This is a genomic window from Serinicoccus sediminis, from assembly GCF_004153545.1.
Taxonomy (GTDB): Bacteria; Actinomycetota; Actinomycetes; order Actinomycetales; family Dermatophilaceae; genus Ornithinicoccus; species Ornithinicoccus sediminis_A.
The window spans coordinates 365041-384339 of the sequence record NZ_SDVA01000001.1 but is presented as its reverse complement, the minus strand read 5'-3'; the positions used below and the strand labels follow the sequence as shown (position 1 = coordinate 384339).

16 protein-coding genes are annotated in these 19299 nt (G+C 74.6%); 14 read left to right on the top strand and 2 right to left on the bottom strand.

Features of this window, described 5'->3' with window-relative positions; translation table 11 throughout:
- Window positions 1-139: 139 nt before the first annotated feature.
- On the bottom strand, window positions 140-421 hold the full coding sequence (locus EUS26_RS01795) for a DUF4235 domain-containing protein (RefSeq protein WP_130011444.1): 282 nt from the start codon (window positions 419-421) through the stop codon (window positions 140-142).
- Between the two features lie 194 nt (window positions 422-615).
- On the opposite strand from EUS26_RS01795, the gene EUS26_RS16830 reads away from it, so the two are divergent.
- The 6 genes from EUS26_RS16830 to EUS26_RS01770 all read left to right on the top strand — a co-directional run bounded on the left by EUS26_RS16830 (window position 616) and on the right by EUS26_RS01770 (window position 6906).
- Window positions 616-852 (top strand): hypothetical protein, encoded by a 237-nt coding sequence (locus tag EUS26_RS16830; protein ID WP_165368460.1) that lies wholly within the window; start codon window positions 616-618, stop codon window positions 850-852.
- A 79-nt stretch (window positions 853-931) separates the two neighbouring features.
- Complete coding sequence (locus EUS26_RS01790; protein ID WP_130011443.1) at window positions 932-2098, top strand: thiamine ABC transporter substrate-binding protein; 1167 nt, start codon at window positions 932-934, stop codon at window positions 2096-2098.
- A complete protein-coding gene (locus EUS26_RS01785; protein ID WP_130011442.1) occupies window positions 2095-3741 on the top strand; it encodes an ABC transporter permease in 1647 nt (548 codons plus the stop codon). The genes EUS26_RS01790 and EUS26_RS01785 overlap by 4 nt, the downstream gene beginning before the upstream one ends.
- Window positions 3741-4748, top strand: a complete 1008-nt coding sequence (locus tag EUS26_RS01780) for an ABC transporter ATP-binding protein (protein WP_130011441.1) — start codon at window positions 3741-3743, stop codon at window positions 4746-4748. Before EUS26_RS01785 ends, EUS26_RS01780 begins: the two co-directional genes overlap by 1 nt.
- Window positions 4749-4885: 137 nt before the next feature.
- Window positions 4886-6076 carry an O-succinylhomoserine sulfhydrylase gene (locus EUS26_RS01775; RefSeq protein WP_130011440.1) on the top strand — a complete coding sequence of 397 codons (1191 nt, stop codon included), beginning with the start codon at window positions 4886-4888 and terminating at the stop codon, window positions 6074-6076.
- Window positions 6077-6330: 254 nt separating this feature from the next.
- A complete protein-coding gene (locus EUS26_RS01770; protein WP_130011439.1) occupies window positions 6331-6906 on the top strand; it encodes a hypothetical protein in 576 nt (191 codons plus the stop codon).
- A 7-nt stretch (window positions 6907-6913) separates the two neighbouring features.
- On the opposite strand, the gene EUS26_RS01765 is transcribed toward EUS26_RS01770, so the two are convergent.
- Window positions 6914-7699 carry a thioesterase family protein gene (locus tag EUS26_RS01765; protein WP_130011438.1) on the bottom strand — a complete coding sequence of 262 codons (786 nt, stop codon included), beginning with the start codon at window positions 7697-7699 and terminating at the stop codon, window positions 6914-6916.
- 82 nt (window positions 7700-7781) lie between these two features.
- Between EUS26_RS01765 and EUS26_RS01760 the strand changes: the two genes are divergently transcribed.
- From EUS26_RS01760 to EUS26_RS01725, 8 genes are all read left to right on the top strand, one after another.
- A complete protein-coding gene (locus EUS26_RS01760; protein WP_165368459.1) occupies window positions 7782-8765 on the top strand; it encodes a DUF2891 family protein in 984 nt (327 codons plus the stop codon).
- Between the two features lie 40 nt (window positions 8766-8805).
- Window positions 8806-10341 carry a sensor histidine kinase gene (locus tag EUS26_RS01755; RefSeq protein ID WP_130011436.1) on the top strand — a complete coding sequence of 512 codons (1536 nt, stop codon included), beginning with the start codon at window positions 8806-8808 and terminating at the stop codon, window positions 10339-10341.
- Window positions 10342-10351: 10 nt separating this feature from the next.
- Window positions 10352-11026, top strand: coding sequence for a response regulator transcription factor (locus EUS26_RS01750; protein WP_130011435.1), 675 nt, complete (start codon window positions 10352-10354; stop codon window positions 11024-11026).
- Between the two features lie 138 nt (window positions 11027-11164).
- Window positions 11165-12415 carry a glycosyltransferase family protein gene (locus EUS26_RS01745; protein WP_130011434.1) on the top strand — a complete coding sequence of 417 codons (1251 nt, stop codon included), beginning with the start codon at window positions 11165-11167 and terminating at the stop codon, window positions 12413-12415.
- Entirely contained in the window at window positions 12405-13646 is a 1242-nt protein-coding gene (locus EUS26_RS01740) for a glycosyltransferase (RefSeq protein WP_130011433.1), read from the top strand. The genes EUS26_RS01745 and EUS26_RS01740 overlap by 11 nt, the downstream gene beginning before the upstream one ends.
- Entirely contained in the window at window positions 13643-14944 is a 1302-nt protein-coding gene (locus EUS26_RS01735; protein ID WP_130011432.1) for a glycosyltransferase family 4 protein, read from the top strand. The genes EUS26_RS01740 and EUS26_RS01735 overlap by 4 nt, the downstream gene beginning before the upstream one ends.
- Window positions 14944-16722 carry an ABC transporter ATP-binding protein gene (locus tag EUS26_RS01730; protein WP_130011431.1) on the top strand — a complete coding sequence of 593 codons (1779 nt, stop codon included), beginning with the start codon at window positions 14944-14946 and terminating at the stop codon, window positions 16720-16722. Before EUS26_RS01735 ends, EUS26_RS01730 begins: the two co-directional genes overlap by 1 nt.
- The gene (locus tag EUS26_RS01725; RefSeq protein ID WP_130011430.1) at window positions 16715-19273 is read left to right on the top strand and encodes a hypothetical protein; all 2559 of its coding nucleotides are present in this window, start codon (window positions 16715-16717) and stop codon (window positions 19271-19273) included. The genes EUS26_RS01730 and EUS26_RS01725 overlap by 8 nt, the downstream gene beginning before the upstream one ends.
- The last annotated feature ends 26 nt before the right edge of the window (window positions 19274-19299 follow it).

The following is a 19299-nucleotide window of genomic DNA, read 5'->3' as shown; positions in this document are numbered from 1 at the left end:
CAATAAGGGTGCGAAATGCAACGTGCCCGATATCACACCAAGGGTCACGGTCAAGGCGCCACGCCGGAAGGGTCGTCGTTAGGGTGAACGAGGCCGGGCGCTCGCCATCGCGCCTAGCCTCCCATCCGCGACCTAGGCGTCAGTTCGTCTTGTCGGCGACCTGCTCCGAGTTCTTGCCGCTCGCCTTGGCGATGACCCGGCTCGACTGCCGGTTGGCGAGCATACGGGCCAACCCCACGAACGCCCCGGACAGCACGGCGAAGGCGACGGCCTCCTTGAGGTCGATGTCCGGGTCCTCCGGGTTGGCGGGGGAGTCGCTCCCGGTGACGAACTTCCACGTGCTGTCGGTCGCCTTGTGCGCGATGGCGCTGGCCGCGAGGACGGCGCCGACGGTGAGGAGCTTGGCCACGAGATTTCCCATGCCCCGATCCTGCCACACGGACGGGGTGCGGGGCCTGACGTCCGCCTTCACCCCGAGGGGTGAGAGCGCTTGCGGCGGAAAGCAGAAGGACCGTCGCCATTTGCTATGGTGCGGGCGCTCGGCGCGCCTCAATGGGCCGCACGGGCTGGACGACGTGAATTCACCGGACATTCAGAAAGGCAGACGCGTCCCTCATGGTGCTCGACTTCCCCGCATGGGGCGTCGTGGTGCTCTGGGTCCTGCTCGGCATCGCCGGGCTCGCCATTGTCTGGGCGTCGACGCGCAGCACCCTGAAAGGCATGGACATGGTGCTGGACCATCCCGAGGAGCAGGAGCGCCGCCAGGGTGAGCCGTCGGGTCGGCACGACGGTGATGGTCGCGACGGTGATACTGTCGACGACGACCACGACAGGGGAGCGCAAGAGCGCTGAGAGTGCGGCACCCGCCGCAGACCCTCGAACCTGCACCGGCTAGCACCGGCGAAGGAAGTCGATGAGGAGACGCTGCACCATGACCTATACCCGTCCTCGACGGACCACCACGATCGCTCTGGCCCTTGCCACCGGCCTCGCCCTCACCTCGTGCACCCTCACCGGTGGCGGCGACGACGAGCCGACCGCGGACCAGGCCGCCCCCGCCCCCGCGGAGTCCGACGACGCGAGCGGTGACGACGACATCTCGACCGCCACGGCCCCCGCCCCCACCCCGGCCGACACCGGCACCGTGGTGCTCGCGGCGCACGACTCCTTCACCCTCCCCGACGAGCTGATCGCGGCCTTCGAGGCCGACACCGGCTACGACCTCGAGGTCCAGCTGTCCGGCGACGCCGGACAGATGGCCAACCAGATCGTGCTCACCGCCGGCAACCCCACCGCTGACGTCGTCTTCGGCATCGACACCACCTTCGCCACCCGGGTGGTCGGGGCCGAGGCGCTCGAGGCATACCGGCCCGACGACCTGCCCGAGTCGGTCACCGAGCACGACCTGGGCGAGGGGACCGAGGCCTACCTCACCCCCGTCGACTACGGCGACGTCTGCGTCAACATCGACAGCGTGTGGTTCGCCAACCAGGGCATCGAGCCGCCGCAGACCCTCGCCGACCTCACCGACCCGGCCTACGAGGACCTCTTCGTCACCCCGGGCGCGAGCACGTCCAGCCCGGGCCTCGCCTTCCTGCTCGCCACGATCGGCGAGTTCGGGCCGGGGGAGTGGCAGGGCTACTGGGAGGACCTCATGGCCAACGGCGCCAAGGTCACCAGCGGCTGGACCGACGCCTACACCGTCGACTTCACCGCGGGCGGCGGCGACGGCGACCGCCCGATCGTCCTGTCCTACGCCTCCAGCCCGCCCTTCACCATCCCCGACGGCGGCTTCGAGCCCACCACCCGCGCGCTGCTCGACACCTGCTTCCGGCAGGTGGAGTACGCCGGGGTCCTGGCCGGCACCGACAACCCCGAGGGCGCCCAGGCCGTGGTCGACTGGCTGCTGAGCCCCGAGGTGCAGGCCGCCATCCCGGACAGCATGTACGTCTTCCCCGTCGACGACGAGGTGGCCCTGCCGGACCTGTGGGCCCAGTGGGCGCAGGTCGCCGAGGACCCGATCGTCGTCAGCCCACGCCAGATCGAAGCGGAGCGGGAGACCTGGCTGCGCGAGTGGGCGGACATCGCCACCGGATGAGACGCGCCCCCGGGGTGGCGCTCGGGCTGGCCGCGCTGGTCCCGCTCGCCTTCCTCGCCGTCTTCTTCGTCCTCCCGGTCAGCGGGATGCTGGCTCGTGGGCTGTGGCCCGACGGTCAGCTCGACCTCAGCGGCGTGCCCGAGGTGCTCGGTCGGTCGCGGACCCTGCGGGTGCTCACCTTCACCCTCGTCAGCTCGCTTGCCGGCACCGTCGTGACCCTGCTCCTCGGGCTGCCGGTCGCCTTCGTGCTCTACCGCCTGCGCTTCCCCGGCCGCGGGCTGCTGCGCGCCGTCGTCGTCATGCCGTTCGTCCTGCCGACCGTGGTGGTCGGCGTGATGTTCCGCTCGCTGCTCGCCCCCGGTGGCCCGCTGGGCGGGCTCGGGCTCGACGGCACCTGGGTGCCGATCCTGCTCGCCTTCGTCTTCTTCAACCTCGCCGTCGTCGTGCGCACCGTCGGCGGTCTGTGGGAGGGGCTGGACCGGCGGGCGGAGGAGTCCGCCGCCACCCTGGGTGCCGGCCCCTGGCAGGTATGGCGCACGGTCACCCTCCCCGCGCTGGCGCCGGGCATCATCTCCGCGGCGACCCTCGTCTTCCTCTTCTGCTCGACCGCCTTCGGGGTGGTGCTCACCCTCGGCGGGCTGCGTTACGGCACGGTCGAGACCGAGATCTACCTGCTCACCGTGCAGTTCCTCGACCTGCAGGGAGCCGCCGTGCTGTCTCTCCTGCAGCTGCTGGCCGTCGTCGCCATGCTGGCCCTCGCTGCCCGCACCCGCTCCCGCCGTGAGCAGAGCCTCCGGCGGGTGGGCGCCCGGGCGGCGGCCCGCCGCCCCCGGCGCGACGACATACCGGCCCTGGCGGCGACCGCGCTCGCCGTCGCCTTCGTGCTGCTGCCCGTCGGCACCCTCGTCGTGCGGTCGCTGCGGGTCGGGCCCGGGTGGGGGCTCGAGCACTACCGCGCCCTCACCGACCCCGACGCGACCGCGGCCCTGCGGGTCAGCGTCACCGAGGCGATGACCAACTCGCTGCGCACCGCCGTCGACGCCACCGTGCTCGCCATGCTGCTGGGCCTCATCGTCGCCGTCGTCGTCTCCCGGCGCCCCCGGTCGCCCGGCTGGGCGCGCACGGTCTCGGTGCTCGACGGGGCCTTCATGCTGCCGCTCGGCATCTCCGCTGTCACCGTCGGCTTCGGTTTCCTCATCACCCTCGACCGGCCGCCGCTGGACCTGCGCACCTCGCCCATCCTCGTGCCGATCGCCCAGGCGATGGTCGCGCTGCCCCTGGTCGTCCGCACCCTCGCCCCGGTGCTCCGCTCGGTCGACCCGCGCCAGCGGGAGGCCGCCGCCACCCTCGGCGCCGGACCCTGGCGCGCGGCGTGGACGGCCGAGGCGCCGGTGCTCGCCCGGCCGGTGCTCGCCGCGACCGGCTTCGCCTTCGCCGTCTCGCTCGGGGAGTTCGGCGCGACCAGCTTCCTCGCCCGCCCGGACCGGCCCACCGTGCCGGTCGTCATCTACCAGCTCATCTCCCGGCCCGGCGCCGACCACCTGGGGATGGCGCTCGCCGCCAGCGTGCTGCTCGCGCTCGTGACCGTCGTCGTCATGGGGGTCGTCGAGCGGCTGCGGGTCGGCTCGGTCGGGGCCTTCTGATGCTCGAGCTCACGGATGTCACCGTCACCTTCCCCGGGGCCACCGCGGTCGACCGGGTCGACCTGCGCGTCGAGGAGGGCAGCGTGCTGGCCGTGCTCGGGCCCTCGGGCTGCGGCAAGTCGACGCTGCTGCGGGCGGTCGCCGGGCTGGAGCCGATCACCTCCGGGTCCATCCGCTGGCAGGGGCGGGACCTGCGCGGGGTGCCGACCCACGAGCGCGGCTTCGCGCTGATGTTCCAGGACGGGCAGCTCTTCGCCCAGGCCAGCGTCGCCGACAACATCGGCTACCCGCTGCGGCTGCGTGGGCGCAGCCGGCGGGAGCGGGCCGGGCGGGTCGCCGAGCTGCTGGAGCTCGTCGGCCTCGGAGGGTATGCCGACCGCCGCCCCGCCACCCTCTCCGGCGGGCAGCAGCAGCGGGTCGCGCTCGCCCGCTCGCTGGCCGCCGACCCGGCCCTGCTGCTGCTCGACGAACCGCTCAGCTCGCTCGACCGGGCGCTGCGCGACCGGCTGGCCGGCGACCTGCGCGAGATCCTCACCGCCACCGGCACCACCGCCCTGCTCGTCACCCACGACCACGACGAGGCCTTCACCGTCGCCGACCGGATGGCCGTCATGCTCGACGGGCGGATCGCGCAGGAGGGCGACGCCGTGCAGGTATGGCGTCACCCGGTCTCCCGGGAGGTCGCCTCCTTCGTCGGTTACGACACCATCGTCGAGTCCTCCTCGCCGGCCGGGCGTCGGCTGCTGGCGTCCGGTCAGGAGGGGGGAGTGGCCTCGGGCGGGTCCGGCTCGGTGGCGCTGAGGCGCTCGGCCCTGCGGGTCGACCCCCGGGGAGACCTGAGCGGGGTGGTGCGGCGGATGACCACCGTCTCCGACGCGCTGCACCTCGAGGTGGACGTGGAGGGCCTGGGCCGGCTGCCGGCGCTCGCCGCGGACCGCGGGCCGGAGGTCGGCGACGAGGTGCGGCTCACGGTGGATCCGCGCGGGGTCGCCCGGCTGCCCGACTGATCCTCGTCGAAGGGCCCATGCTGGCGCAGAAGATGTGGCGAGACTCCCTGGCGATGCGGCGGGGCGGAAGAAACTGCATACCTCGGCGACGGGGTCGATGACGGGGATCGGCGCCGCGGCGCCTAGATTGGGGCCCCATGGACACCCCTGACGGCTGGCGCCCGGACACCCTCGCGGTCCGTGGCGGGCTCCTGCGCAGCCCGTTCGACGAGACCTCGGAGGCGCTCTACCCGACGTCCGGCTACGTCTACGGCAGCGCCGAGGAGGCGCAGGCCGCGTTCGCCGACGAGATCGAGCGCTTCGTCTACAGCCGCTACGGCAACCCGACCGTGGCGATGCTCGAGGAGCGGATGCGGCTGATGCACGGTGCGGAGGCCGCGCAGGCCACGGCCTCCGGGATGTCGGCCGTCTTCACCGCCCTGGGCGGCCTGTGCGCCGCCGGTGACCGCATCGTCGCCAGCCGCGCCCTCTTCGGCTCCTGCTTCGTCATCATCGACGAGGTGCTGCGGCGCTGGGGTGTGGAGAGCACCTTCGTCGACGGCACCGACCTCGACGACTGGGCGGAGGCGCTCTCCACACCTGCTGCCGCCGTGTTCTTCGAGACCCCGAGCAACCCGACCCAGGAGCTCGTCGACATCGCCGCGGTCAGCGAGCTGGCGCACGCCGCCGGCGCCGTCGTCGTGGTGGACAACGTCTTCGGCACCCCGGTCTTCTCGCGCCCGCTGGACCACGGCGCCGACATCGTCGTCTACTCGACCACCAAGCACATCGACGGCCAGGGCCGCGTCATGGGCGGGATGATCCTCGGGCCCACCGAGCTCGTCGGCGGGCCGATCCAGACGCTGCTGCGGCATACCGGCCCCTCGATGTCGCCGTTCAACGCCTGGGTGACGCTCAAGGGGCTCGAGACGCTCACCCTGCGCGTCGAGCGGCAGGCGGCCACCGCGCTGGAGCTGGCCCGGCACCTCGAGGCGGACCCGCGGGTGACCCGGGTCTTCCATCCCTGGCTGGAGTCGCACCCGCAGGCCGCGCTGGCCCGCCGGCAGATGACCGGTGGTGGCACGGTCGTCACCTTCACCCTGGACGGCGGGCAGCGCGAGGCGTTCGCCTTCATGAACGCCCTCCAGGTGGTCGACATCTCCAACAACCTCGGGGACGCCAAGTCGCTCACCACGCACCCGGCCACGACCACGCACAAGCGGCTGCCCGAGCCGGCGCGGCTGGCCGCCGGGATCACCGAGGGCACCGTGCGGCTCTCCGTGGGCCTCGAGGACGTCGAGGACCTGCGCGAGGACGTCGAGCGCGGTCTGCGGGCCGCCCTCGGGTGAGCGCTCTCAGCAAAATGTGACTCACATCACAGTATCTGGGTGCAACGAATCCGCTCTGAGGGACGTCTAGGGAGTGTCGGTTCGGGACAGCCGACACAACCCCGTCGAGGGGCCGCGCAAGCGGGACGGTGGGGAGACGGTTGGTGGGGCGCTGGTTCAGGGACCGGCGCCCCACCACCCACAACCTCTGCCGCCGCGTGGGTGCAGCCCCGCAGACCTAGACTGGCGGGGACGCTATCTGGAGGTGTCACCCGATGACCCAGAACCGCCGACCCATCCTCGCCGTGACCGTCCTCAGCCTCGCCGCCGCGTTGGCCGCGTGCGGCGACGCCGACGGCGGCGACAGCGAGCCGGCGGCCACCCCGACGCAGAGCGACGACGCCGGCACGACCGGCGACGCGGGCGCCGACGAGAGCGAGGACCCCACGATGAGCACCGAGCAGCCCGGCGCGGGCGACAAGCCGACCCGGACCCGGATCGCCCCGGGCGGCGGCGACGTCTCGCTGCCCCTCGGTGCCGTGCCCGACGCCGTGGCCCAGCGCTCCGACGTGCAGGATGCCGTGGCGGCCGAGGCGAAGCGGGCCGGCGTCGAGCCCGACGCCGTCACCATCGCCGGCTACGCCGACGTCACCTGGAGCGACGGCTCGATCGGGTGCCCGCGCCCCGGCATGATGTATACCCAGGCGCTCGTCCCCGGCCACCAGTTGGTCCTCGAGGTGGACGGCTCCTACGCCAGCTACCACGCGGCGGAGGGCAAGGCGTTCTCCTACTGCGCCCAGCCGGTCGCCCCGGCCTCGGGCTCGTCGGGGGCCACCAGCACCGACCGCTGACGCCCGCTCAGGGGGCCGGGCGCAGGGTGAGCGCCTGGACGAGGGTGCCGACCGGCCCCTGCTCGTCGTGCACCACCGAGGCGGTCTGCCCGATCCCCGTCGGCCCCCAGGAGACGCGGGTGTCCAGCCCCACCCAGGGCCCCTCCGGCATCCGGTGCAGGTGCAGGGTGAGGTCGACGTTGGGGAAGAGCCAGTCGCGCGGCGCCTCCCGGCCGGCCGTGCCGTTGGCGGTGTCCAGCAGCTTCACCCACGACGCGAGCGGTGAGGCCTGCTCGCCCCCGCCGACGAGCGGCAGGTCCGAGCGCACCCACGTCCGGCCCCGGCCGGCCCGCGATCCCGGCACCGAGCGGAAGTCCAGGCTGGCGATGAAGCCGCCGTCCCAGTGGTCCATGCCGTGCCACGGCTCGAGCTCCTCCGGCTTCGGCATGTCGGCGTGCTCCTGGCCGGCCACGGCGCTGGTGTCGCTGGTCATCAGCCGCCAGGCGGTGAGCCGCACGGCGTCGCGGCCGCCGATCTCCACGCTCGCCTCGAGCAGCTCGATGGTCCGCCCCGGCCGCAGCACCCGGGTGGTCACCTGCATCTCGTCCCGGCGGATGAAGCCGAGGATGTCGACGCTCAGCCGCGCCCACTGCAGGTCCTCGCGCGGGTGCTGGTGCTCCAGGGCGTGCAGCAGCAGCCCGATGACCGGGGCGACGTGCTGCTCGTCCGGCGACCACGCCCCCTGCACGTGCTCGGTCGGCCGGTACCTGCCCTCGCCCAGCGCCGTGAAGTAGTGCTCCCCGTCAGCCCTCATGAGGCGCGAGTGTAGTAATGGACGCGTGACCCCCGACGCACCACGCCGCCAGCCCCACCCGCACGCGCGCGCCTGGAGCCGCATGGCACGCGAGGTGATCGCCACGGCATACCCCTGGGCGCCGGCGCACGTCGTCCTCGGACCGGACGACACCGACGTCACCCCCGCGCGGCTGCACCCGGCCTTCCACGGTGCGCTCGACTGGCACTCGTGCGTCCACATGCAGTGGTCGCTCGTCACGCTCCTGGCGAGGTATGCCGACGCGCTCGGTGAGCAGGAGCGCGCCGCTGCCCGGGCGCTGCTGTCGGAGCGGCTCACCGAGGAGCACGTCGCGGTCGAGGTGGACTACCTGCGGGCCCGGCCCGGTTTCGAGCGGCCCTACGGCTGGGCCTGGGCCGCGCAGCTGGCCGCCGCGACGGCCGACCTCGCCGCGGACGTCGCCGAGGCGCGCACCTGGGCGCAGGCCCTCGCCCCGCTCACCGACCTGCTGGCCGATCGCGTGGTCGCGCACCTGCCGCGGCAGGCCTACCCGGTGCGCCACGGCAAGCACCAGAACGACGCCTTCGCCCTCCTCCTGCTGCGCAACGCCTACCGCCGCCTCGGCCGGCCGGACGTCGTCGACGCGTGCGCTGAGGCCGCGGGGCGCTGGTTCGGCGAGGACGGGCCGGCCCCGACCGGCACCGAGCCGGGCGGGTCCGACTTCCTCTCGCCGGCGCTCACCGAGGCGCTGCTCATGACCGACGCGCTCGGCGAGCGGGAGGGTGCCGCCTGGCTGGCGCGGGTGCTGCCCGGGCTGGGGGAGGGGGCGCACGCACACCTGCTCGAGGTGCCGCTCGTGCTCGACCCGGGCGACGGCCAGGGGGCCCACCTGCTCGGGCTCGCGCTGTCGCGGGCGTGGGCGTTGCGGGCTCTGGCACCCTGGGTCTCGGAGCCTGCCGCCGCCCGGGTGCGGGAGGCCGCCGCCCGGCAGGAGGACGCGGTGCTGCAGCAGATCACCGACGGCGACTTCATGGCCACGCACTGGCTGGTGTCCTTCGCGCTGCTCGCCGACGGGGCGGGTCCGTGAGCCCGGCCCACGCCCCGCACCGGCATGACGGGGCAGGCCCGTGACCGACACCGCCCGCCGCGGCTGGAGCGTCCGCCGCCGGCTGCTCGTGATGATGGTGAGCATGACGGCGCTCGTCATCGCCCTCACCGGGGTGATCGCCTTCGCCGTGCAGTTCCGCTCCCTCGACGAACGCGTCCGGGCCGAGCTGGAGCAGGAGATCCAGGAGGTCACGGCGCTCGCCCGGTCCGGCCCGACTCTCGACAACGACCCCTTCACCGACGCCGACGCCCTCTTCCTCTCCTTCCTCGGGACCTCGATCGCCAGCCCCGACGAGGCGTTCCTGGCCCTCATCGACGGCCAGGCGGAGTACCAGAGCGTCGGCGAGCGCGACTTCGCCGTCGACCACCCCGACGTGCTCGCGCTCATCGACAGCACTCCGCTCGAGCCGGGCCGGGCGGTGATCGACACCGTCGACACGCAGGGCACCACGCTGTCGGTCATCATGGCCGACGTCCAGCTGCCGGAGGAGGAGCGGACGGGCACCTTCGTCGTCGCCATCGACTCGGGCACCCTGGCCGGGCAGGTGTGGCGCCGCGTCTGGACGTATGCCGGCGTCGGCCTGGTCTCGCTGCTCGTCGTCGGTGCGCTGGCCAACGTCGTCCTCGGCCGGCTGCTGCGCCCGCTGCGCGAGCTGCAGGAGGCCACCGCCCAGATCAGCACCGAGGACCTGTCGCGCCGGGTCGAGGTGTCGGGAGAGACCGACATCGTCGACCTGGCCCACCGGTTCAACGCCATGCTGGACCGCATCGAGGACGGAGTCCGGCTGCAGCGGCAGTTCCTCGACGACGCGGCCCACGAGCTGCGCACCCCGCTGACCATCCTGCGGGGCAACGCCGAGCTGCTCCGCCCCGAGGACCCCGAGGACGTCGCCGCGACCCGCACGCTCCTGCTCGACGAGGTGGACCGGATGCAGCGGCTCGTCGACGACCTGCTCGTCCTGGCCCGGGCGCAGCGCCAGGACTTCCTGCGCCCCGGCACCGCCGACGTCACCGAGCTGGCGGTCGAGTGCATGGAACGGATCACCGCTCTCGGCCCGCGGCAGTGGCAGCTCGCCGCGCACGCCGAGGGCCCGGCCGTCCTCGACCGGCACCGGGTCATCCAGGCCGTGGTCCAGCTCGCGGCCAACGCGGTGAAGTTCAGCGACGAGGGGTCGCCCGTGGAGCTGGCGACGGACTGGGCCGAGGGCGAGGACCCCCAGGTGGAGCGAGCCCGGGAGCTCGGCGCCCGACCTGCCTCCCGTTACCTCGTGCTGAGCGTCTCCGACCACGGCACCGGCATACCCGAGAGCGAGCAGGAGCGGGTCTTCGAGCGCTTCGGCCGGGCCGAGTCCGCGGCCCAGGTCGACGGCAGCGGCCTGGGGCTGGCCATCGTCCAGGCCATCGCCGACGCGCACGGGGGCGCGGTCGGGGTGGAGTCGGTCGAGGGGCTGGGGTCCCGCTTCACCCTCTGGGTCCCGGCCGACCCCGACGACGAGGTCGCGCACCCCGTCGCCACCGGAGCCGAGGGCGAGCCTGCCCGCTCCGCTGCCCGGTAGCCTCCCCTCCATGGCGCACATCCTGATCGCGGAGGACGAGGAGGGGATCGCCCGGGTCATCGACCGCGGGCTCCGCGGCGACGGCCACCGGACCACCGTCGTCACCGACGGGATCGCCGCGCTGGAGGCGGCCAGCGGTGGGCACGTCGACCTCGTCGTCCTCGACGTGGGGCTGCCGAAGATGGACGGCTTCACGGTGCTGCGCATGCTGCGGACCATGGACGAGCCGGTGCCCGTCATCATGTGCACCGCCCGCGACTCGGTCGAGGACACGGTCCACGGCCTGGAGAGCGGGGCCGAGGACTACCTCGCCAAGCCCTTCCGGGTCGAGGAGCTGCTGGCCCGGGTCAAGCTGCGGCTGCGCCAGCACGCCGAGGCCCTCGCCGGGGGACGCACGGAGGACGTGCTGGAGGTGGGTGGGGTGCGCCTGGACATCCCCGCCCGCACCGTGCACGTCGACGGCGAGCCGGTCGAGCTGTCCGCGCGGGAGTTCACCCTGGCCCGCGAGCTCATGGACCACGCCGGCCAGGTGCTCAGCCGGGACCAGCTGCTCGACCGCGTGTGGGGCTTCGAGGTCACCGGCAGCTCCAACGTCGTCGACGTCTACATCCGCTACCTGCGCGCCAAGGTCGGCGCCGAGCGCATCAGCACGGTGCGGGGGGTGGGCTACCGCTTCGAGCGCTGACGTCGCTGCCGGGCTGCAGCGCGTCGTGGCTGGTCACGGTGCATGAGAGGAATCTCATGGACGTGTCATCCACCCCTCATCCCGCCCGTGTTCACTCGTCCCCACGCACCGACCACCGGTCGGGCGGGAGAGGACGACATGGACCACCGCACCAGCCACGTCCCCGGCGGCGCGCCGCTGCGCGCGCTGTTCTACTCCCACGACTCCCAGGGTCTGGGCCACTTCCGGCGCAACCGCGCCCTCGCGCACACCCTCGCCCAGCGGCTGCCGGTCCTCACCGGCTCCCCGGTCACCGGGCTGCTGCTCAACGGGGTCGCCGGGGCCGCCGCCCGCAGCCTGCCGGCCGGCTTCGACGTCGTCACGCTCCCCGCCATCGGCAAGACCGCCGGGCACCGCGGCTACGGCCCCCGCCACCTCGACCTCGGCATGGACACCGTGCTGTCGGTGCGGGGGGAGATCGTCCGGGCCACCGGGCTCGCCTTCCGCCCCGACCTCGTCGTCGTCGACCGGCACGCCCTGGGCGTCGGAGGCGAACTGCTCGCCGGGCTGCAGGCCATGCGCCGCGAGCTGCCCCAGACCCGCTTCGTCCTGGGGCTCCGCGACGTCCTCGACGCCCCCGAGGCGGTGGAGTCCGAGTGGCGGCAGACCCCGGCCGACCTGGTGGCGCGGATCTACGACGAGATCTGGGTCTACGGCGACCCGGCCGTGCACGACCTGCGGCGCTCCGGCGAGCTGCCGCCCGAGCTCGCCCCGCTGGTCCGCTACCAGGGCTTCCTCGCCCACGGGCGGGCCGAGGAGGCGACCGACGTCGAGCCGGACCGCCCCTACCTCGTCACCACCGCGGGCGGCGGCAGCGACGGCACCCGGCTGTGCCTCGCGGCGGCCCGGGCCCGGGTCCCGGCCGGGCACCGGCACCTGCTCGTCACCGGACCGCAGATGAGCGACGCCGACCACCGCAGCGTCGAACGGGAGGCCGTGCGCGGCACCCGCGTGGTGCGCAGCGTCGACGACGCGGCCGGGCTCATCCGCCGGGCTGCGGCCTCGGTGTCGATGGCCGGCTACAACACCGTCGCCGAGACGCTGGCCACCGACGTCCCCGCCCTGCTCGTGCCACGGGAGCGCCCGCGCACCGAGCAGCTCATCCGGGCCCGCGCCCTCGCCCGGGTGGGCGCCGCCGACCTGCTGCGCGAGGGCGACCTGAGCGCGACCGCGATCGCCCGGTGGTGGGCGGCCGCCGTGGGCCGACGCGTCGACCGTGGCGCCCTCGACCTCGGCGGCCTGCGGACGGTGGCCACCTCGGCGGCCGGGCTGGTCCGCACCTCCCCCGCCCTCCTGCCGACGCCGTCGTTCGCCCACGCCCGCGAGGAAGGACTCCCCGTTGCCGTCTGACCGCACCGCCTACGTCCTCAAGGTCTACCCGCGCTTCTCCGAGACCTTCGTCGTCACCGAGATCCTGGCCCGTGAGGCCGCCGGCGACGACCTGGCCATCTACGCCCTGCGGCCGACCTCCGACTCCCGCTTCCACCCCCAGCTCGCGCAGGTGCAGGCCCCGGTGACCCATCTGCCCCGCGCCCACAAGCTGTCCGCGGAGTGGGCGGTCTTCGCGCAGGCCCAGGCCGAGCTGCCGGACTTCGGCGCCCGGCTCGGCGCCCTCATGCCGCTGCTCGTGCGCCTCGACCCGTGCGACGTCGCCCAGGGGGTCGACCTGGCGCTGCGGCTGCGGCGCGACGGCATCACCCGGGTGCACGTCCACTTCGCCAGCATGGCGTCGTGGTGCACCGCCGTCGCGAGCGCGCTCACCGGCATACCCTTCACCGTCACCACCCACGCCAAGGACCTCTTCCACGAGGACGTCGACCGGGTCGTGCTGCGTGAGGTGCTCGCCCGCGCGTCCGCCGTCGTCGCCATCAGCGACTACAACCGGCGGTTCCTCCTCGAGGAGGTCGACCCCGGGCTGGCCGACAAGGTCGCCCTCGTGCGCAACGGCCTCGAGCTGGGCCGCTTCGACTACCGCGACCCACGGCCGGTCGGTGACGTGCTGCGGGTGCTGGCCGTCGGGCGCCTCGTCGAGAAGAAGGGCTTCGACCACCTCGTCGACGCCGTCGCCGCGCTGCGCGCCGAGGGTATGCCGCTCGACGTCCGGATCGTCGGCGAGGGCGAGCGGGCCACCGAGCTCGCGGCGCAGGTCCGCCGGGCCGGGGTCGGTGACGCGGTCACCCTCCTCGGGTCGCGCAGCCAGAGCGAGCTCGTCGCCGAGCTGGACCGGGCCGACGTGCTCGTCGCCCCGTGCGTGGTCGGCGCCGACGGCAACGCCGACGGGCTGCCCACGGTGCTCCTGGAGGCGATGGCCAGCGGGGTGCCGTGCGTCGCGACCGACGTCACCGGCATACCGGAGGCCGTCCGCCCGGGCGGCGACGAGACCGCGGCCACCGGCATCCTCCTGCCCAGCGAACCTTCGGGGCTCGCCGGTCGGGTCGCCGACGCGTTGCGTCTCGTCGCCGACCCCTCCTGGCCCCGGGTCGAGGTCGCCCGGGCCGCCCGCGCGCTCGTCGAGCGCGACTACGACACGACCACCCAGGCGGCCCGCCTCGCCGCCGTGACCGCAGGAGCCACCCGATGACCCGCGTCGCCTACGTCTGCGCCGACCCCGGCATCCCCGTCTTCGGCACCAAGGGCGCCAGCGTCCACATCCAGGAGATCGTCCGCGCCTGGCGCCGACGGGGAGCCGAGGTGGAGGTGTATGCCGTCCGCCTCGGCGACCCCGACCACGTCCCGGCCGACCTCGCCGACCTCGTCGTCCACCACGTGCCGGTCGGGACGGTGGAGGAGCACCGGCCCGGCGACCGGGCCGCTCTCGGTGATGCCGTCTGCGGCGCCGGACTCCCGCGCGAGGTCGGTCCTGCCGCCCGGCGCGAGGTGGCCCAGCGCCGGGCCGCGGCGGAGATCGCCCGTCGGGTGGTGGCCGCCGCCCCGGACGTGGTCTACGAGCGCTACTCGCTCTTCTCCACCGTGCTGCACCTCGCGAGGGGAGGGCTGGGCGGTCGGGTGCGGACGGTCCTGGAGGTCAACGCCCCCCTCATCGACGAGCAGCGTGAGCACCGGGTGCTCGTCGACGAGCGGGGCAGCGTCGACGCCCTGCGCGCCCAGGTCGCTGCCGCCGACGTCGTCGCCTGCGTGAGCGAGCGGGTGGCCGCGTGGGTGCGGGAGCGGACCGGCGCCGACCGGGGTGCGCCCGTGGTCGTCGTGCCCAACGGGGTCAACACCCGGCGGATCCGCGCCGTCAAACCGGACCTCGACGGCGACCCGGTGGTCGTCTTCGTCGGCACGCTCAAGCCCTGGCACGGCGTCGAGGACCTGCTCGAGGCGGCGGCGCTCGCCGCCCGGCCCTGGCGGCTGCGCATCGTCGGCGACGGGCCGCAGCGGGAGGCCGTCGAGCGGGCCGCCGCCCGGCACGGGCTGGCCGTCGAGCTCACCGGGGCCCTCGCGCCGGAGGACGTGCCGGCGGCCCTGGCGGGCGCCCTCGTCGCCGTCGCGCCCTACCCGGCCAGCGACGACCACTACTTCTCCCCGCTCAAGGTCTACGAGTACGGCGCCGCCGCCCTCCCCGTGGTCGCCTCCCGGATCGGCCAGATCCCGGCCGTCGTGCAGCACGGGGTCACCGGTCTGCTCGTGCCGCCCTCGGACCCGGCCGCGCTGGCCGCCGCCGTCGACTCCCTCGTCGCCGACCCGGCCACCGCCCGCCGCATGGGAGGCGCCGCGCGCCGGCTCATGCAGCGCGAGCACTCGTGGGAGCACGTCCTCGAGGCGACCCTCGCGCCGGTGACGTCGACCGGGCGGCTGGCGTCCGGGCATACCTCGTCCGTCCCTGCCCCGTCCGTGCCTACCCCGTCCGCCACCCCCGCAGCAGGAGGTCGGTGATGGCCGTCGACGCGGCCGCACCAGGGACGCGGTCTCCGCTGCGGCGGACCCTGGGGCTGGTGCTCCCGCACCTGGACGGCCAGCGGGCGCTGCTCGCCGGTGGCGGGGTGCTGCTGCTGCTCGAGGTGGCCTTCCGGGTGCTGGAGCCCTGGCCGACCAAGCTCGTCATCGACGCCCTCACCCGCAGCCTCGGGGCCGACCTCGCCGAGCCCGGCCCGCAGGCGTCGGTGCAGCTCCTCGTGGCGTGCGGGCTCGGCACGATCGCCATCATCGGGCTGCGGGCGGTGTGCAACTACGGCGCGACGGTCGCCTTCGCGCTGGGCGGCAGCAGGGTCGCGACACGGTTGCGCGCCGCGGTCTTCGACCACGTCCAGGGCCTGTCCCGCAGCTACCACGGCCGGGCCCGTTCCGGCGACGTCGTGCAGCGGCTGGTGGCCGACGTGGGACGGCTGCAGGAGGTCGCGGTGACCGCCGGTATGCCGCTCGTCGTCAACGTCGTCACCCTCGTGGCCATGCTCGGGGTGATGACCTGGCTGGACCCGGTGCTGGCGCTCATCGTGCTCGTCGCGATCCTCGTCTTCGTCCTCTCCTCGCGGATGTCGACGGGCAAGATCACCCATGCCTCCCGCAAGACCCGGCGCAGCGAGGGCGAGCTGGCCAACGTCGCCCAGGAGACGCTGACCGGGATGACGCACGTCCAGGCCTACGGCATGGAGCGCGCCCGAGCGGCCACCTTCCAGGGCTCCAACGACCGCTCGCTCAAGGACGGCGTCGTCGCGCGGCGGCTCGCCGCGGCCCTCGAGCGGCGCACCGACGTCCTCGTCGGCGTCGCGACCGCGGCCGTGCTGGTGCTGGGCGGGGCTCGCGTGCTGCAGGGGGCCATGACGCCGGGGGACATGGTGATCTTCCTGACCTACCTCAAGACGTCGATGAAGCCGTTGCGCGACCTGGCGAAGTACACCGGCCGCATCGCCCGCGCCAGCGCCTCCGGGGAACGCGTGGCCGACCTGCTCGACGAGCGCCCGGACATCGTCTCTCCGGCGGACCCGGTGCGGCTCGGGGTGGTCCGGGGCGCGGTGGAGCTGCGGGACGTGCACCTCGAGTTCGTGCCCGGCCTGCCCGTGCTGCGGGGGGTGGACCTGCGGATCGAGCCGGGGGAGCGGGTCGCGGTCGTCGGACCGTCCGGCTCGGGCAAGTCGACCGTGGCCGCGCTGCTGCTGCGCCTGCTCGACCCGGGCTCGGGCAGCGTGCGGCTCGACGGGGTCGACCTGCGCGAGCTGGACCTGACCGACCTGCGCAGCCAGGTCGCCCTGGTGCAGCAGGACGCCGTGCTCTTCACCGGGACGATCGAGGACAACATCCGTCAGGGCCGGCCCGAGGCCAGCGACCACCAGGTGCTGCGCGCAGCCCGGCTCGCCCGGGTGACCGAGTTCACCGACGGGCTGCCCGAGGGCCTGCAGACGCAGGTCAGCGAGCGCGGCACCAGCCTCTCCGGGGGCCAGCGCCAGCGCATCTCGCTGGCCCGGGCGTTCCTGCGCGACGCCCCCGTGCTGCTGCTCGACGAGCCGACGGTCGGGCTGGACCCGGAGAACGTCGTCCTGGTGGGGGAGGCCATCACCGAGCTGAGCCGCGGCCGCACGAGCGTGCTGATCACCCACGACCTCGACGTCGCCCGCCTGGCCGACCGGGTCGTCGTGCTGGATCAGGGGCGCGTGACCTGGACGGGGAAGCCCGAGGACGCGCCGCTGGACGGGATGCTGGAGGAGAGCCGTGGCTGAGACGACAGGACGCGAGCGGCATACCCCCGATCCGGTGCTCGAGCTGCTCCTCGACCCCGAGCGTCTGAGCGGTCTGCTGCGCACCCAGGTGCGGGCCACGCGGGTCCGCGCCAAGCCGGGGGTGAGCCACGCCGCGGCGCTGGTCGGCGCGGACAACCGGGTGCTCGGCTGGGTCCAGGCGCTGGTCGGGCCGGCGCGGGCGAAGGCCGTCAAGGCACGGGCCCGGGCCGAGCGCTACGGGCACGGCGCCCTCATCGGCTCCCTGCCCCTGCCGCAGTGGGACGCCGAGCTCGTCTGGGGAGGCATCGCGACCGACCCCGAGCTGGGCAGGTCGCTGCGGCGCAGCGGGCTCGACCTCGCGGCGCCGGACCTGGTGCTGCTGCGGTACAACCCGCTGCGGAGGCTCGTGGTGCGCCGGGGCGGCCAGGTCGTGCGGGTCACCGCGGAGCCGCACGCGCGGAGGACGACGACGGTGGCCCGTGCGCTGACCGAGCGGGGGCTGGCCGTGGTGGCGCCGGTGGAGCTCGCCCCGGGCGTCGCGGGAGGCCAGGCGGATCCGCAGGGGAGCGGGGGGCGGCTCGGGCGGGGCGTCGGTCACCCTGAGGTGCGGGTGTCGCGTCGGGTGACCGTGTGGCCGTGGGTCGAGGGCAGCGACCTCACCCATGCTGACCAGGGATCCGCCCGTGCGGCCGGAGAGCTGGCCGCGCGACTGCACCGGTCGTCCCCGCCGGTCTCGCTGGACCTGCCGGAGCGTGGCTGGCACGACCTGGTGGCTGCCGCCCGGCGCTCGGTGGCGCTGCTCGAGGCCGTCGCGCCGGGGGAGGCCCACGCCGCGCGACTCGCGCTGGCGGGTCTGCCGGAGGAGGCTGCGGAGCGAGGCCTGTCGTCGACCGCCGGTGCGACGGGGTCCGGGGTCGGTCAGCGTGCGCTGCTCCACGGCGACCTGTCGCTCGACCAGTTCCTGCTCGGTGACGACGACGTCGTGCGGCTGACCGACCTGGACCGGGTATGCCTGGGGCCCGTCGAGCTCGACCTCGCCTCCCTCTGCGCGGCGCAGCTGGTGCACGAGGTGCAGCGCCGCCGGGGCGGGCCAGGGGCCGCTGACCGCGACACCGAGGCCCAGGCGGACGACACGAGGGCCCACGGCGCGGCCGCCTGGGGGGCGTTCACCGACGGGTACGGTCGGGCCGCTCTGTCCGGCGCATGGGTGTCCGCCGCGCTGCTCGCCAGGGTGGCCGAGCCCTGGCGCTCGCAGACCCCGGGCTGGCGGGAGCAGACCCAGGAGCTGGGCCAGCTGGCGCTCGACCACCTCACGGGCACGTTGCTGCCGGGGGGCCGCTGGGTCACGGCGGGCCCCGCCGACGCTGCGGACCTCGGTCAGCCTGTGCCCGGGGGCCGGTCCGACCCGGCCTCCTTGCCGGGTGCGGCCGTCTCCCCCGTCGCGGGGCGAGCCTCCCGTGACCCGGCCGGTGCGACCACCTCGCGCTCGGTGTGGCGAGTACCCCGGGAGGTCCACGGGCAGGCTCAGCAGGACGGTGCCGACGGTGGGCCGGTCACCGTCACCGTCGGGCGGGCCTGGCCGGCGGGGGTCCACGACGGCCAGGCGCGGGTGGCGATCGAGGGTCTGGACGAGCGTGGCCGGTTGCGGGCCGGCTTCCTGACGCCCGCGGGCGGGCTGACCCTGCTCCCGCACGGCGCGGACCCGCGCCTGCCCGAGCTCACCACGGAGGCTCGCGCCGGCAGCCTGCTCGTGCACCGCGCGGGGCGGCGGGCGGTCGTGCACCGGGCGGACGGCTACGTCAAGGTCGTGCGGCCGGGCCGGTCCACCGGGCTCGTCGAGTCGTCCGTGCAGGGAGCTGCGGTGGCGCGCGCGGCCGGCTTCGGGGCTGCCGACGTCCTCGGCTGCACCGACGGGGCGGTGCTCACGGCGACGCTGCACGGCATACCGGTGCAGCGGCTCGCGTCCGACGCGAGCTGGTCGGACACCTGGACCGCGTGGGCTGCCGGGTGGGCGCGGTGGCAGCAGCTGCCGTCGTCCGGGCTGGCGGCGCACACGCCCGCGGACGAGGCGACGGTGCTCCGGACGTGGGCGCAGCGGGTGGGGGCGCTCGACCTGCTCGTCGGCACCGCGTGGGTGCAGCGGTTGGAACGGACCGCGCGCGAGCTCGACCGGTCGCCCTTCGTCGACCTGGTGCCGGCGCACCGCGACCTGCACGACGGGCAGCTGCTGTGGGACGGCGAGCGGGTCGGGGTGGTCGACCTGGACACGGTATGCCGCGCCGAACCTGCTCTCGACCTCGCCAACCTGGCCGTGCACGCGGACCTGCGCAGCGCCCAGGGCCTGTGGCCGCGGGTCGCTGTCGAGCGGGTGGAGGAGGCGGTGGACGAGGTCGCGCGTGCGGCGGGGGTCCCTGCGGAGCGGTGGGAGCTGGCACGCCGGGCGACCGTGGCGCGGTTGGCGGCCGTCTACAGCCTCCGGCCGCGCTGGCGGGAGGTGGTGCTCGGGTGGGCCGAGCATCAGTGGGACGCCGCGACACGCTGGTCGGTGTGAGTGGTCGCTCGGGTGAGAGTCCTCTC

Coding starts and splice junctions, on each gene's coding strand:
- EUS26_RS01795 (WP_130011444.1), bottom strand. CDS start 421: ATGGGAAATCTCGTGGCCAAGCTCCTCACCGTCGGCGCCGTCCTCGCG.
- EUS26_RS16830 (WP_165368460.1), top strand. CDS start 616: ATGGTGCTCGACTTCCCCGCATGGGGCGTCGTGGTGCTCTGGGTCCTG.
- EUS26_RS01790 (WP_130011443.1), top strand. CDS start 932: ATGACCTATACCCGTCCTCGACGGACCACCACGATCGCTCTGGCCCTT.
- EUS26_RS01785 (WP_130011442.1), top strand. CDS start 2,095: ATGAGACGCGCCCCCGGGGTGGCGCTCGGGCTGGCCGCGCTGGTCCCG.
- EUS26_RS01780 (WP_130011441.1), top strand. CDS start 3,741: ATGCTCGAGCTCACGGATGTCACCGTCACCTTCCCCGGGGCCACCGCG.
- EUS26_RS01775 (WP_130011440.1), top strand. CDS start 4,886: ATGGACACCCCTGACGGCTGGCGCCCGGACACCCTCGCGGTCCGTGGC.
- EUS26_RS01770 (WP_130011439.1), top strand. CDS start 6,331: ATGACCCAGAACCGCCGACCCATCCTCGCCGTGACCGTCCTCAGCCTC.
- EUS26_RS01765 (WP_130011438.1), bottom strand. CDS start 7,699: ATGAGGGCTGACGGGGAGCACTACTTCACGGCGCTGGGCGAGGGCAGG.
- EUS26_RS01760 (WP_165368459.1), top strand. CDS start 7,782: ATGGCACGCGAGGTGATCGCCACGGCATACCCCTGGGCGCCGGCGCAC.
- EUS26_RS01750 (WP_130011435.1), top strand. CDS start 10,352: ATGGCGCACATCCTGATCGCGGAGGACGAGGAGGGGATCGCCCGGGTC.
- EUS26_RS01745 (WP_130011434.1), top strand. CDS start 11,165: ATGGACCACCGCACCAGCCACGTCCCCGGCGGCGCGCCGCTGCGCGCG.
- EUS26_RS01735 (WP_130011432.1), top strand. CDS start 13,643: ATGACCCGCGTCGCCTACGTCTGCGCCGACCCCGGCATCCCCGTCTTC.
- EUS26_RS01730 (WP_130011431.1), top strand. CDS start 14,944: ATGGCCGTCGACGCGGCCGCACCAGGGACGCGGTCTCCGCTGCGGCGG.